General features: G+C 66.7%; 11 protein-coding genes. 2 read left to right on the top strand and 9 right to left on the bottom strand.

The annotated features are described in order from the left end of the window. Window positions 1-39: 39 nt before the first annotated feature. Genes ABIC94_RS25750 through ABIC94_RS25730 form a run of 5 tightly spaced genes read right to left on the bottom strand, consistent with a single transcriptional unit; the run spans window position 40 to window position 5,068 of the window. Window positions 40-1,047: a tripartite tricarboxylate transporter substrate-binding protein gene (locus ABIC94_RS25750; RefSeq protein WP_354375828.1), complete on the bottom strand. Its 1,008-nt coding sequence runs from the start codon at window positions 1,045-1,047 to the stop codon at window positions 40-42. A 45-nt stretch (window positions 1,048-1,092) separates the two neighbouring features. Beyond that, window positions 1,093-1,974: an HpcH/HpaI aldolase/citrate lyase family protein gene (locus ABIC94_RS25745; protein ID WP_354375827.1), complete on the bottom strand. Its 882-nt coding sequence runs from the start codon at window positions 1,972-1,974 to the stop codon at window positions 1,093-1,095. Continuing rightward, window positions 1,971-3,152, bottom strand: coding sequence for a CaiB/BaiF CoA transferase family protein (locus ABIC94_RS25740; RefSeq protein WP_354375825.1), 1,182 nt, complete (start codon window positions 3,150-3,152; stop codon window positions 1,971-1,973). Before ABIC94_RS25740 ends, ABIC94_RS25745 begins: the two co-directional genes overlap by 4 nt. Window positions 3,153-3,171: 19 nt before the next feature. Beyond that, on the bottom strand, window positions 3,172-4,080 hold the full coding sequence (locus tag ABIC94_RS25735) for an FAS1-like dehydratase domain-containing protein (RefSeq protein WP_354375824.1): 909 nt from the start codon (window positions 4,078-4,080) through the stop codon (window positions 3,172-3,174). Between the two features lie 10 nt (window positions 4,081-4,090). Next, complete coding sequence (locus ABIC94_RS25730; protein WP_354375823.1) at window positions 4,091-5,068, bottom strand: tripartite tricarboxylate transporter substrate binding protein; 978 nt, start codon at window positions 5,066-5,068, stop codon at window positions 4,091-4,093. A gap of 158 nt (window positions 5,069-5,226) precedes the next feature. Here ABIC94_RS25730 and ABIC94_RS25725 point away from each other — a divergent pair, with 158 nt between their 5' ends. Then, window positions 5,227-6,138, top strand: coding sequence for a LysR family transcriptional regulator (locus tag ABIC94_RS25725; RefSeq protein WP_354375822.1), 912 nt, complete (start codon window positions 5,227-5,229; stop codon window positions 6,136-6,138). A gap of 583 nt (window positions 6,139-6,721) precedes the next feature. Beyond that, window positions 6,722-9,940 carry a bifunctional cytochrome P450/NADPH--P450 reductase gene (locus ABIC94_RS25720; protein ID WP_354375821.1) on the top strand — a complete coding sequence of 1,073 codons (3,219 nt, stop codon included), beginning with the start codon at window positions 6,722-6,724 and terminating at the stop codon, window positions 9,938-9,940. Between the two features lie 10 nt (window positions 9,941-9,950). On the opposite strand, the gene ABIC94_RS25715 is transcribed toward ABIC94_RS25720, so the two are convergent. The 4 genes from ABIC94_RS25715 to ABIC94_RS25700 form a co-directional block, all read right to left on the bottom strand. Beyond that, on the bottom strand, window positions 9,951-10,724 hold the full coding sequence (locus tag ABIC94_RS25715) for an esterase/lipase family protein (RefSeq protein WP_354375820.1): 774 nt from the start codon (window positions 10,722-10,724) through the stop codon (window positions 9,951-9,953). A gap of 111 nt (window positions 10,725-10,835) precedes the next feature. Further along, window positions 10,836-11,471, bottom strand: coding sequence for a TetR/AcrR family transcriptional regulator (locus ABIC94_RS25710; RefSeq protein WP_354375819.1), 636 nt, complete (start codon window positions 11,469-11,471; stop codon window positions 10,836-10,838). A gap of 41 nt (window positions 11,472-11,512) precedes the next feature. After that, a complete protein-coding gene (locus tag ABIC94_RS25705; protein WP_354375818.1) occupies window positions 11,513-12,052 on the bottom strand; it encodes a phasin family protein in 540 nt (179 codons plus the stop codon). A 22-nt stretch (window positions 12,053-12,074) separates the two neighbouring features. Then, window positions 12,075-12,629, bottom strand: a complete 555-nt coding sequence (locus ABIC94_RS25700; RefSeq protein ID WP_354375817.1) for a hypothetical protein — start codon at window positions 12,627-12,629, stop codon at window positions 12,075-12,077. Window positions 12,630-12,701 lie beyond the last annotated feature (72 nt).

Here is a 12,701-nt window from a genome sequence, read left to right as displayed (position 1 = left end):
CGGGGCCGGCCTGCCCCGCCAGTGCCGGTCAATCCTTCGTCAATCCGCCTGGACGCCCGCCGCGCGAATCACCTTGCCCCACTTCTCGGTTTCGGCCGCGAGGTGGGTGCGCAGGGCTTCGGGCGTGACCTTGTCCATCGGCACGGCCTCGGTGCTCAGTTCGGCGAAGCGGTGCTTGACCATGTCGTCCTGCAGCGCCGCACGCAGCGCCGTGTTGAGCTTTTGCATCACCGCCGGCGGCGTGCCCTTGGGCGCGTAGATGCCGTGCCACACCTTCACGTCGAAGCCCTTCAGGCCCTGCTCGTCGAGCGTCGGGATGTTGGGCATGCTCGACAGCCGCTTGGGCGTGGTCACGCCGAACACCTTGACGCGGTTGCCGTCCTTGATGACCGGCGCGGTCTGCGTGGTCTGGTCGCACAGCAGGTCGACCTGCCCGCCCATGAGGTCGTTGAGCGCGGGGCCGGCGCCCTTGTAAGGCACGGTGGTGAGGTGCACGCCGATCTGATGCGCCAGGAGCATGCCGCACAGCTGCGACACGGCCCCGATGCCGGCGTTGGCGAGCGTGACCTTGTCCTTGTTCGCCTTTACGTAGGCCAGCAATTCCTGAAAATTGTTGGCCGGAAAGTCCTTGCGCGAAAGCAGCGTCATCGGCACGTCCATCACCTGGCCGACGTATTCGAAGTCTTTCAGCGGGTCGTAGCTGAGCTTCTTGTAGAGCGCGGGCGCGGTCGCCATGCCCATGTGATGGATCAGGATGGTGTAGCCGTTGGGCGCCGCCTTGGCCACGCGCCCGGGGGCAATGGTGCCGCCCGCGCCCACGGTGTTCTCGACGATGACGGTCTGCCCGAGCGACTTGCCCATGGGAATCGCGAGCATGCGCGCCACCACGTCGGTGGGGCCGCCGGCCGAATACGGCACGACCATGGTGATGGGCTTGTCGGGCCAGGGTGCCTGCTGCGCCGTGGCCGGCGCTTGAACGGCCAGCAGGCAGGCGCCCAGCGACGCCGCCAGCACGGCCCGTGTTTTCCAGTTCTTCGTTGCTTTCATTTCGTTGTCTCCTTGAGGTTATTGATCTGGAATATCCGAAGCCCGTCACCCGTCAGGACGGGGCTTTTGCGAATCGAATGCCAGCAGGCGTTCCGCAAGGCGCACCACGGGTGCGTCGACCATGCGGCCGTCGAGGCTCACGACACCGCCGCCCGCGGCCTGGGTCGCGTCCATCACGCGGCGCGCCCATGCCAGTTCGTCGGCTCCCGGGCCAAGCGCGGCATGCACGGGCGCGACCTGGTCCGGGTGAATGCAAAGCTTGGCGCCGAAGCCACCGCGTCGGGCGCGCGCTGCATCGGCGGCGAGCCGCGCCGCATCGCGCCAATCGGGCGTGACACCGTCGATGGGTGCTGCAAGGCCGGCGCGCCGCGAGGCGAGGACCAGCGCCAGGCGCACGGGCAGCAGTTCGGCTTCGTCGGCATCGCAGGCCAGCCCCAGGTCGGCCTGGAAATCAAGGTTGCCGAATGCGAGCCGGAGCACCTGCGGCGCCGCCGCGAGTTCGCGGGCGGCGTCCAGGCCCGCGGCCGATTCGATCAACGGCACGAGCACGCCGTTGGGCCCGATGCCCGCGGCGAGCTGCTGCAAGTCCGCAGCGCGCTCAGCCTTCGGAAGAACGACGCCGGCAATCAAGCCTTCGGCGGCGAGTTCGCCCACCAGCGCGCGGTCGCCGTCGAACCACGGCGTGTCGCGGGCATTGATGCGCACCAGCAGGCGCCCTCTTTCCGCGGCGCTCAATGCCGCGAAAGAAGCTCTCAGTTGCGCACGCGCCGCCGCCTTGCGTTCGGGCGCCACGGCGTCTTCGAGATCGACGATCACACCGCCCGCATGGGTGGCCAGCGCACGCGCATGGCGCTCGGGCCGGTCCGCAGGAACGAACAGGAAAGTGCGCGCCAATGCCAGTGCGAGCGCTGCAGGCGTCGCGCTCACACCGCCCCCGCCTCTCGCAGCGCGGCGATCTCGGCATCGCCTCGCCCCAGGCTGCGCAGAATGGCTTCGGTGTGTTCGCCGACGGCCGGTATCGCATCCATGCGGTAGTCGAAAGCGCTCTGGCGCCCTGCAGGCAGCAAGGCCGGAATGTCGCCGGCCGGAGAACCCACCTGCCGCCAGCGATCGCGTGCCTGCAATTGCGGATGCGCCCACAGCCCGGCCATGTCGTTCATGCGCGCATTGGCAATCTGCGCGGCGTCGAGGCGTTCGACCACCTGCACGGTGCCGAGCGCGGCGAAGGTCTCCACGATGATGGCGCGCAGCGCATCGCGGTTCTCGTTGCGCCGCGCGTTGCTGTCGAAGCGGGCGTCGGTGGCAAGCCCCGACTGCAGCAGCACCTTCTCGCAGAACACGCGCCATTCGCGCTCGTTCTGCAGCCCCAGCATCACCGTGCCGCCGTCGCCCGCGGGAAACGGACCGTAGGGGTAGATGGTGGCGTGCGATGCGGCGCTGCGCGGCGGAGGCGGCGCGCCCTCGTAGGCGTAGTACATCGGGTAGCCCATCCACTCGGCGAGCGACTCGAGCATGGACACGTCGATGTGCGAGCCCTTGCCGGTCTTGCCGCGTTGCAGCAGCGCCGCGAGGATGCCCGTGTACGCATACATGCCCGCCGCAATGTCGGCGATGGAATTGCCCGACTTGCACGGATCGTCCGGCGTGCCCGTGACCGACAGGAAACCCGCTTCGCTCTGGATGAGCAGGTCGTACGCTTTCTTGTCGCGGTAGGGCCCGTCTTCGCCGTAGCCCGAAATGTCGCAGACGATGAGCCGCGGGTGCTTCGCCTGCAGCGCCTCGGCGCCCAGCCCCATGCGCGCGGCCGCGCCGGGCGCGAGGTTCTGCACCAGCACGTCGGCATCGGCCACCAGCTCCTGCAGCACCGCGAGCGCGGCGGGCTGCTTGAGGTCGAGCGTGAGGCTTTCCTTCGAGCGGTTCACCCACACGAAGTGCGAGGCCTCGCCGCCCACGCGAGCGTCGTAGGCGCGCGCGAAGTCACCGACGCCCGGGCGCTCCACCTTGATGACGCGGGCGCCCAGGTCGGCCAGCTGCCGGGTGCAGAACGGCGCCGCAATCGCGTGCTCGAGCGAAACGACGGTGATGCCGTCGAGGGGTCTTGTCATGCGTTTTTTCTCCCTGTGTTCATGCGAGCACGGCCGTGGCCTGCATCGTGAGCCAGCCATCGGCGTCTTCGCCCCACAGGCTGAACGTCTTGCCGTGGGCGCTGCCTTCGGCCGGCTTGCCGTGCACGCGGAACGGCGCAATGTCGAAGGTCGGCCGCACGGCGCGGAATTCGAAGCGCGCAAGCTGCGCGCCCGGCACGTTGCGGCGCAGCAGGTCGACCAGCAGTGTCGCGATGAGCGGGCCGTGCACGATCAGGCCCGGGTAGCCCTCGACCTGCGTCACGTAGCGGCGGTCGTAGTGGATGCGGTGGCCGTTGAAGGTGAGCGCCGAGTAGCGGAACAGCAGCACGTCGTCGGGGACGAGCTCGCGGCTGAAGGCGGCGTCTTTCGGCGCCGGTGTGGGCGGCGGGGTTTTCTTGCCGGGCTCGGCCGCGGCGCGGTAGACGATGTCGTGCTCCTCGGTAAGCGCGAGGCCGCGTTCGTTGCGTACCTCGTGGCGCACGAGCACGAACACCAGTTCGCCGGTGCGGCCTGCCTTGTGGGTGACAGAAGCGATGGTCGAAGTTCGCTCGACCTTGTCACCTACTTGCAGCGGATTGCCCTTCTCCCACATCAGCCGTCCGCCGGCCCACATGCGGCGCGGCAGCGGCACCGGCGGCAGGAAGCCGCCGCGCTTTGCATGGCCGTCTTCACCGATTTCGGATTGGCGGTGGTGCGGCAGAAAGTAGAGCCAGTGCCAGAGCTCGGGCAGGCGCGTGCCGGCGGCAGGCGGCGAGTCGTCGCGGTCCAGCGTGGCGGAGAGTGCGCGCACGGGTGCGGCGGTGACTTCGTCGGCCAGCGTTTCGCTGCGGCCTTGCCATGCCTGGAGCGTTGCCAGCGTATCGCCGTCCATCGGGCGGGAGGAATTCTCTGGGGTGTGATGGCTCATGGTTCTTTTTTCAGTCGACCGCCGCACCGGATGCCTTGACGATGCGCGCCCACTTGGCGAGGTCGTCCTGCAGCAGTTTCGAGAATTGCTCCGGCGTGGTGGGTGCCGCAATCTCGACCCCTTGCTGGTCGAGCTTGTCGCGCAAGTCCTTCGCGGCCAGCGCCTTGCGCGTGGCGTCCTGCAGCGTGGCCAGCACGTCGGCCGGCACGCCCGCGGGCGCGAACAGGCCGATCCAGAGCGTGCCGTTGTAGCCCGGCACCGCCTCGGCAATGGTGGGCACGTCGGGCAGCACCGGCGAACGCTTGTCGCCGCTCACGGCCAATGCGCGCAGCTTGCCGGCCTTGATATGCGAAAGCGCCGAAGGCAGGCTCGCGAACACGATGGGCAGTTGCCCGCCGAGCACGTCGTTGATCGCGGGCGCCACGCCCTTGTACGGCACGTGCTGCATCGAGATGCCGGCCATGCTGTTGAGCATTTCACCGAGCAGGTGATTGAGCGTGCCGTTGCCCGCGGAGGCGTACTGGTAGTTGGCGCCCTTCTGCCGTGCGAGCTTCAGGAATTCGTTGAAGTCCTTGGCCGGAAACGAGGGGTTGACCAGCAGCACGTTGGGCACCGCGCCGATCAGGCCCACGGGCTTGAAGTCCTTCACCGGGTCGAAGCCCGGGTTCTTGTAGAGCGCCGGGTTGATGGCCTGGCTGCTGCTGATGGTCATGAGCAGCGTGTAGCCGTCCTTCGGGCCCTTGGCGACCAGTTGCGTGCCGATGTTGCCGCCCGCGCCGGGCCGGTTGTCGACCACCACGCTGGCGTTCATCATCTCGCCGATCTTCTGGCCCACCAGGCGCCCGACGATGTCGTTGGTGCCGCCCGCGGCCTGCGGCACGATGAGCGTGATGGGACGCGAGGGATACGGCTGCGCAGCGGCCGGGCCAGCGTGAATCAGGGCGGCTGCGGCGGCAAGCGCCAGAGTCGCGAATACGCGAAAACCCATGTTTGCAGGGTTGGTAGAGCAGCGGACTTTTAATCCGTTGGTCGCTGGTTGGTGTTGTGTCTCCATGGCCGCATGGTGTTCCGCCCTATCGCTGCGCGCAATCTGCGATTTCGGAACCCAGCCTTCTGAATTAACGAAGGCTTGGGTACCATGGCACCATGCTTTTCGATCTGACCGACCTGCGCCTTTTCGTTGCCACGGCCGAACTCGGCAACCTCACGCGCGCGGCCGAGCGGCAGCATCTGTCGCTTGCGGCGGCCAGCGCGCGCATCAAGGCGCTCGAAACCCAAGCGGGCTTGCAGCTGCTGCAGCGCGAGGCACGCGGCGTTCGCCTGCTGCCGCCGGGAGAAGCCTTTCTGCACCACGCGCGCCTGGTGCTGCACCAGACCGAGCAACTGCGCGCCGACCTGCTCGAATACGGTGGCGGCCTCCGCGGCCATTTGCGCGTGTTCGCCAACACCACGGCGGTGACGGACTTCCTGCCTGAAATACTGCCCGGCTTCCTTGCGCAAAACCCGCGCATCAACGTCGACCTTCAGGAAAAACCGAATGCTCAGATCCCGCGCGGCGTGCTCGACGGCCGTGCCGACATCGGCATCGTGGCGGGCCGCGTCGACACGCTGGGCCTGGAAGCCATTCACTTCAGCACCGACCGGCTGGTGCTCGTCACTTCGCGCAAGCACCGCTTCGCAAAGCGCCGCAAGATTTCGTTTGCCGAGACGCTCGACGAAGACGCTATCGGCATGCAGCAAGGCAGCACCTTGCAGACCTTTCTCGCGCAAATTACCGACAACCTGGGCAAGCGGCAGAAGCTGCGCATCCAGCTGGGGAGCTTCGACGCCATGTGCCGGATGATCGGTAGCGGCGTGGGCATTGGCGTGGTGCCCGAGTCGGCGGCACGCCGAAACCAGGAGAGCATGCAGCTCGCGCTGATCGACCTCAGCGATGCATGGTGTGTGCGGGAGCGGTATCTGCTGGTGCGAGACCGGGCTGCACTGCCGATTTATGCGCAGGCGCTGGTCGAAACGTTGTGCCGACACTATGCCGACGAGCAGGCTGCCGTCGACTGATATCCGGCTTCTCTGCCTCGGAAAATCAAGTACTTACTGTCGAATTGCGAGGAAGTCGGTGCCGTCCCCAATTTCCGTGGACAACTTTGGGGATAACTGATGTGCTTCCTTGTAAACGCGATTTAAGTTGTTGTTTTACAAGGGGAATAATCAGTTTGCTGAAAATTTGGGCGGTGAACAAGCTTAGGCTGCTGTTCAGGGCTGGTGCAAAGGCCACCGGGTACTCCCCTCCGCGAATGTCCCCCGGGGCTGCGCCCCTCCTCCTTTATTTCGCTGCGGGGAGCACCCGATGCCCTGTGCACCGGGGCACGCTGCTGGTGTTCCGCTGATCAACCACGGCTCTGCGCAACGCACCCGCTGATGGGGTGCCTTGCGCAGCGAAATAAAGGAGGAGGCCGCAGGCCGGGGGACATTCGCGGAGCAAGGTACCCCGTCGGCGGGTGCGCCGCCCTGAACAAGCGGCGCCCAAACACCGAATCAGCCTAAGGGAAACCCCGTCTGCCTCGCCCCCATGCCGTCGAGATACTCCGGGAGTCACACCCCGGAATCTCCGAAGCGGGTCCACTCCAAAGGCACAACACCCATGGCAGGCAAAAACTCGCTCTATCCGATCCCGCATCCCGCGAAGAAGCCGTTCGTCGGCAACCTGCTGTCGATCGGGTCCGACTCTCCCGTGCTCGACATGTGGAAGATCGCACAGGATCTCGGCGGCATCTACTGGCTCGACATGCCGGGCATGCCGGTCATCGTGGTGTCGTCGCCCGCGCTGGTCGACGAGCTTTGCGAAGAGGCGCGCTTCGACAAGAGCACGCGCGGTGCGCTGCGCCGGTTGCGCGCGGCATCGCACGGGCTCTTCACATCCGATACGCATGAGGAGACCTGGTCGAAGCCGCACAACATCCTGTTGGCCAACTTCAGCCAGCGCGCCATGCAGGCCTATCACCCGATGATGCTGGACATCGCGGGCCAGCTGGTCACCAAGTGGGAGCGGCTGAACTTCGACGAAGAGGTGGACGTGGTGCGCGACATGACGGCGCTCACGCTCGACACCATCGGCCTGTGCGGCTTCGGCTACCGCTTCAATTCGTTCTACCGCGAAGGCTTTCACCCCTTCGTCGATGCGATGGTGCGCACGCTCGAAACGGTGCAGAACCGCCGCGGGCTGCCGCTGGAAGAGTTCATGCTCAAGAAAGAGCTGACCCAGCAGCGAAAAGATATCCGCTTCATGCACAAGATGGTGGAAGACATCATCGAGGAGCGCCGCGCGAGCGGCGCCGACATTGCCACCAAGCCCGACTTGCTGAGCTACATGATCGCGGGCGTCGACAAGAAGAGCGGCGAGAAGCTCACCGACAAGATGATCCGCGACGAGTGCATCGAATTTCTCATCGCTGGACACGAGACCACGAGCGGGCTGCTTTCCTTCGCCATCTACTTTTTGCTCAAGAACCCCGAGGCGCTTGCCAAGGCGCAGGCCGAAGTCGACAGCGTGTTCGGGCCCGACACCTCGCAGAAGCCGACCTATGCGCAGGTCAACCGCCTGCAGTACGTGATGCAGGTGCTGAAAGAAGCGCTGCGGCTTTACCCGACCGCACCCGCCATCGCCATGCGCGCCAAGGAAGACACGACCATCGGCGGGCAGTACACGATCAAGAAGAAGAACATGGTCATCATGCATGCGCTGGCGCTGCATCGCGACAAGGGCGTGTGGGGCGAGGACGCCGACGAATTCAACCCGGACCACTTCAGCCGCGAAGCCGAGCGCGAACGGCCGGTGAATGCCTTCAAGCCCTTCGGCAACGGACAGCGCGCCTGCATCGGGCGCCAGTTTGCACTGCAGGAAGCCGTGCTTACGCTGGGCATGATCCTGCAGCGCTTCAACCTCGTCGATCACACGGGCTACAAGCTCAAGATCAAGGAAGCGCTCACGATCAAGCCGGAGAACTTCAGGATCAAGGCGCTGCTGCGCGACCCGGCCTCGCGGCCGCGCGGCAACGGCGAAGCAGCCGCGACACCGGCAACGCCGGCCCAACCCGCCGTGCGCAAACCGCAGGCCGCACGGCACGGCACTTCGCTGCTGGTGCTGCAGGGCTCCAACCTCGGCACGGCCGAAGACCTGGCACGGCAGCTGGCCGAAGCCGGCGAGCTGCGCGGTTTCTCGACACAGGTGGCTTCGCTCGACGATTACGCCGAGCGGCTGCCCGCCAACGGCGCGGTCGCCGTCGTCTGCGCGTCGTACAACGGCGTGGCGCCCGACAACGCCGCCGAGTTCCATCGCTGGCTCGACAAGGCCGACGACTCGCTCAACGGCGTGCGCTTCAGCGTGTTCGGCTGCGGCAACACCGACTGGGCCGCCACCTACCAGGCCGTGCCGCGGCGCATCGACGAGCGGCTCGGAGCGCTGGGCGCCACGCGCGTGCATCCGCGTGGCGAGGGCGACGCGCGCGAGGACATGGACGGCGCCTTCCAGGATTGGAGCGACGCACTCTGGCCCGAGCTGGTGAAGGCCTTCGGCATCCAGTCCGGCGCCGATACGCCGGCCGAGGCCGAACCGCTCTACACGCTCGAGGAGCTGCCGCCGCCGCAGAAGAACGCACTCGTCGACGCATTGGGTGCGGTGGCGTTGCGCGTGGTCGAGAACCGTGAACTGCAAAGACCCGGCAACGACGCCGAGAGCAGCCGCTCCACGCGCCATGTCGAGCTGATGCTGCCCGAGGGCCTGAACTACGTTCCCGGCGACCACCTGAGCGTGGTGCCGCGCAACAGTCCGGCGCAAGTGGAGCGCGCGATGGCGCGTTTCGGTTTCGACCGTTCCGCGCATGTGCGGCTGCATGCCGCTTCCGGCCGCAAGACGGCCTTGCCGGTCGACCAGGTGATGGCGGTCGATCGCCTGCTCGGCGACTATGTCGAGCTGCAGGACGTGGCCACGCGCAAGCAGATCGCCACGCTCGCGGCGCACACCGAATGCCCGTTCACCAAGCCGAAGCTCGCCGCCCTCTCGGGCAGCGACGAAGCCTCGCAGGCGGCCTACAAGGCCGAGGTGCTCCACAAGCGCAAGTCGCTGCTCGACCTGCTGGAGGAGCATCGCGCCTGCCAGGTGCCGTTCGCGGTGTTCCTCGAAATGCTGTCGCCGCTTTCGCCGCGCTACTACTCGATCTCGTCGTCGCCCTCGATGACGCCGGGGCGCTGCAGTGTCACGGTGGGCGTGGTGAGCGCACCAGCGCTCTCGGGCAACGGCACCTTCGAGGGCGTGTGCTCCAACCACCTGGCGCGCGCCGAAGCGGGCGACACGGTGCACGGCGTGATCCGCGAAACCACGGCCGAGGGATTCCGCCTGCCCGAGGATGCGCGGCGCCCGCTCATCATGATCGGCCCCGGCACCGGCCTTGCGCCGTTTCGCGGCTTCCTGCAGGAGCGTGCAGCGCAGGTCGAGCGCGGCGAAGCATTGGGCGATGCCATGCTGTTCTTCGGCTGCCGGCACCGGGAGCAGGATTTCATCTACGCCGAGGAGCTCGAGGCCTGGTCGCACCGCGGCCTGATGACGCTGCACACGGCTTTCTCACGCGCGGGCGAACGCAAGGTCTATGTACAGGACCTGATCCGCGAACAGGGCGCGGCCGTGTGGAAGCTGCTGGAGGCCAATGCGATTGTTTACGTGTGCGGCGACGGCTCGCGCATGGAGCCCGACGTGCGGCGCACGCTCACCGATCTGGCGCGCGAGCATGGGCACGACAGCACGGCCTGGATGGACAAGATGATTGCCGACCAGCGCTACGTGCTCGACGTCTGGGCAGGGGCATAGCCCCGGCGGCTCAGACCTCCCGGTCAGGATCGGGATAGACCAGCGGCCCCAGCAGGCCGCGGTTGAACGGCTTCCACTGGCCCTCGGGCTGCGCCAGGCGGTCGGCCACCGCATAGAGCACGGCGGGGTGCCCGCCCAGCCCCAGATGGCTCGCCACCACTTCGATGTTTTCTGCCTGCGGCCCCGGCTTTTCGAGGCTGCAGCGCCACGCGACGACGCCGTCGGTGCGGCTGAAGATCGAGGTCGTGGGCACCGGCGGCGTGGGCTCCACGAACTTCATGCGGCGCGGGTCGTGCGAACTCTGGCCGCTCACGCCTTCGTACACGCGCCAGGCGTTGGTGGCGCGCGGGCTGCCGGAGAACGGGCTGCCCAGGGTGATGACGTTGCGCACCAGGTCCGGCTGCGCGGATGCCAGAAGGCGCGCATAGATGCCGCCAAGGCTCCAGCCGATCACGCTGACCTTCTGGCCACTCTTCTCGCGCAGCGACTGCAGCAGCTCGACCATTGCGTCTTCCACGCCTTTGCGCGGACCGAAATTACGGCCCAGGCCCCAGCCGTGCGCGTCATAGCCGCGGCTGCGCAGGTATCGGCGCAGCAGCAGCGTGGAGCCGTCGCCCGCCACGAGCCCCGGCAGCACGATCACCGGATGTCCGTCGCCGCGCGGCGTGAGCTGCAGCAGCGGCCACATTGCGACGCCGGCACCTGTTTCCCAGAGTGCACGTGCTTCGGCCAGCATCAGCAGGCCCGACGGCGGCGCAATGTGGTCTCGGGTGGCGGTGGTCATGAGGGCGGCTTTCCTTTCTGTTCTGCGTTTGTTGTTCGCTGGTTGTTCGCTGTTGTATGAGACGAGCATGGAGAACCGAAGTTTCACCGCCTCGTCGGACAACAGCGATGTTTATCCGAGGTATTTGCCCCGCAGGTAATCAAGATAAGCCCTCGATTCGCTGGAAACATACGGGGAAATCAAGGTGAGCGTGTAAAAAGCCGCCAACCCCGGGTCGGCTTGCGCGAGCGCGTCGCGCCCCGGCACCAGCCGTTCGAACGAAAGCCAGCAGGTGGTGGTGAAGACCATCTGCAACGCAAGGATGCGCGCCTGCTCGGCGCTGGTCTCGATGACGCCCGAGGCCACCAGCCCTTCGCAGAGCGCCTGGGCCGCCAGCAGGTTCTGCGCGGTGAGTGCCTGCGCGCGCTGGCCGAGCGCGGGGTATTCGCCGGCCAGAAAAGCCATGTCGCGGTAGATGAACCGGTATTCGTCGATGGCCTCGAAGCGCAGGTGCAGGGCGAGCCAGAGGTCGTCGATGGCGGCAATCGAATCGGAAGAGCCATTGAGCACCTCGAGCCGCTGCTCGAAACGCCGGAACAGCCACTCGACGATCAGCTGCTTGGCCTTGAAGTGGTAGTGCAGGTTGCCCGGGCTCATGCCGAGCTCGGCGGCAATCTTGTGGGTGGACACCGCCGCAAGGCCTTCCGCATTGAACAGCGCAAGGCTGGTCTGCAGGATGCGATCTCGCGTGGTGTTGGAACTGGCCACAACCGGCTGATGCGTGCGTCGGTGTTCGCTGGGCCGGGGGCTCAGCGCTTGCCGCTGCCGCGCGGGCCGGCGTTTTTCGGGTCGAGTTGGGCGAGGCGTTCGCGCAGCTGGGCCACTTCCTCGCGCAGCGCCTGCACTTCTTCTGCGGCGGGCATGCCGAGCCGCTGCAGCGCAGTGGCCACGCGCTGGTCGAATACGTCTTCGAACTTGCGCAGGCCGAAGCTGTCGAGGCCTGGAAAGCCACGCGTGAGCGGCGCCTTGCCGGCACTCGCCGCATCGAACTTGCCCTGGCCGATGCCGAGCAACCCTTCGATCACGTTGGCCTGGCGCTTGGCGACGTCGTCGCGCACGTTGCCGAGCGCCTTCAGGCCCGCACGGAGCAGGCCCTCGGCGCCGCGGGTCTTTTCGTTCGACCGGGCGTTCGGCGTGACAGCCGCGGTTTTTTTCTTCGCTGCCGCGGCCGTTTTCTTGGCTGCGGGTGCCTTCCTGGTCGCAGGAGCCTTGGTTGCAGGCTTCGCAGGCGCCGCCCTCTTCTTCTTCGGATCGTCGGTCGGATCAGTCGAACGGGGTCGGGTCGCCATGCGTTGTTGCTCCAGGGTCAGGTCAGGCTGCCTTGCGGGCTGCGGTGCGGCGAACCGGCTTCTTGGCGGCGGCGGCCTTGGCCTTCACGGTGCGCACGGGCTTGGCTTCTTCGGTGCCGCTCACGCGCACTTCGATCTGCTTGGCGCCGGCCACGATCTTGTCGGCGATTTGCACCGACACGTTGGCGATCGGCTGGTTCAGCGCATTGAAGGTCTTGACCACCGAGGTGACGACAGGCGACTCGACACCCGCCACGCGGCCGGCCACGGCTTCGATGCCGCTGGTCGTGCCTGCGGCCACGCGGTCCATCACCGAGACGATGCGGCCGGTGTCGATGTCCAGGCGGTTGGCCAGGAAGCCGTTGATCTTTTCCTGCGCGCCGATCAGGTTGGCCTTGACCTGCTCGCTCACCAGCGGAATCTGGCGGCTGCCCAGGAATTCGCTGTAGCGCGAAGCGGCGCCGCCGAGCAGGCGATGAACGCCGGCGCGATAGGCACCCACCAGGGTCTTGCCTGCGTCGTTGTACTGGCCGATGACGTGGATGGCGGCGGAAGAGAAAGAAGCTTGCGTGGTCATGTGGATTTCCTGGAAGTTGAACGGTTCGCGGGATTCGCGATGGGGTGATCTTCTTCCGGAGTGCCTAGGCCT

Origin of the sequence: Variovorax paradoxus (assembly GCF_040544635.1) — a bacterium.
Taxonomy (GTDB): domain Bacteria; phylum Pseudomonadota; class Gammaproteobacteria; order Burkholderiales; family Burkholderiaceae_C; genus Variovorax; species Variovorax paradoxus_R.
The sequence above is the reverse complement of the archived record's forward strand: the minus strand, read 5'-3'. Positions and strand labels throughout refer to the sequence as shown.

What these genes read in the sequence shown, in the direction of transcription:
- ABIC94_RS25750 (WP_354375828.1), bottom strand. Translation starts at nt 1,047, where the DNA reads ATGAAAGCAACGAAGAACTGGAAAACACGGGCCGTGCTGGCGGCGTCG.
- ABIC94_RS25740 (WP_354375825.1), bottom strand. Translation starts at nt 3,152, where the DNA reads ATGACAAGACCCCTCGACGGCATCACCGTCGTTTCGCTCGAGCACGCG.
- ABIC94_RS25735 (WP_354375824.1), bottom strand. Translation starts at nt 4,080, where the DNA reads ATGAGCCATCACACCCCAGAGAATTCCTCCCGCCCGATGGACGGCGAT.
- ABIC94_RS25730 (WP_354375823.1), bottom strand. Translation starts at nt 5,068, where the DNA reads ATGGGTTTTCGCGTATTCGCGACTCTGGCGCTTGCCGCCGCAGCCGCC.
- ABIC94_RS25725 (WP_354375822.1), top strand. Translation starts at nt 5,227, where the DNA reads ATGCTTTTCGATCTGACCGACCTGCGCCTTTTCGTTGCCACGGCCGAA.
- ABIC94_RS25720 (WP_354375821.1), top strand. Translation starts at nt 6,722, where the DNA reads ATGGCAGGCAAAAACTCGCTCTATCCGATCCCGCATCCCGCGAAGAAG.
- ABIC94_RS25715 (WP_354375820.1), bottom strand. Translation starts at nt 10,724, where the DNA reads ATGACCACCGCCACCCGAGACCACATTGCGCCGCCGTCGGGCCTGCTG.
- ABIC94_RS25705 (WP_354375818.1), bottom strand. Translation starts at nt 12,052, where the DNA reads ATGGCGACCCGACCCCGTTCGACTGATCCGACCGACGATCCGAAGAAG.
- ABIC94_RS25700 (WP_354375817.1), bottom strand. Translation starts at nt 12,629, where the DNA reads ATGACCACGCAAGCTTCTTTCTCTTCCGCCGCCATCCACGTCATCGGC.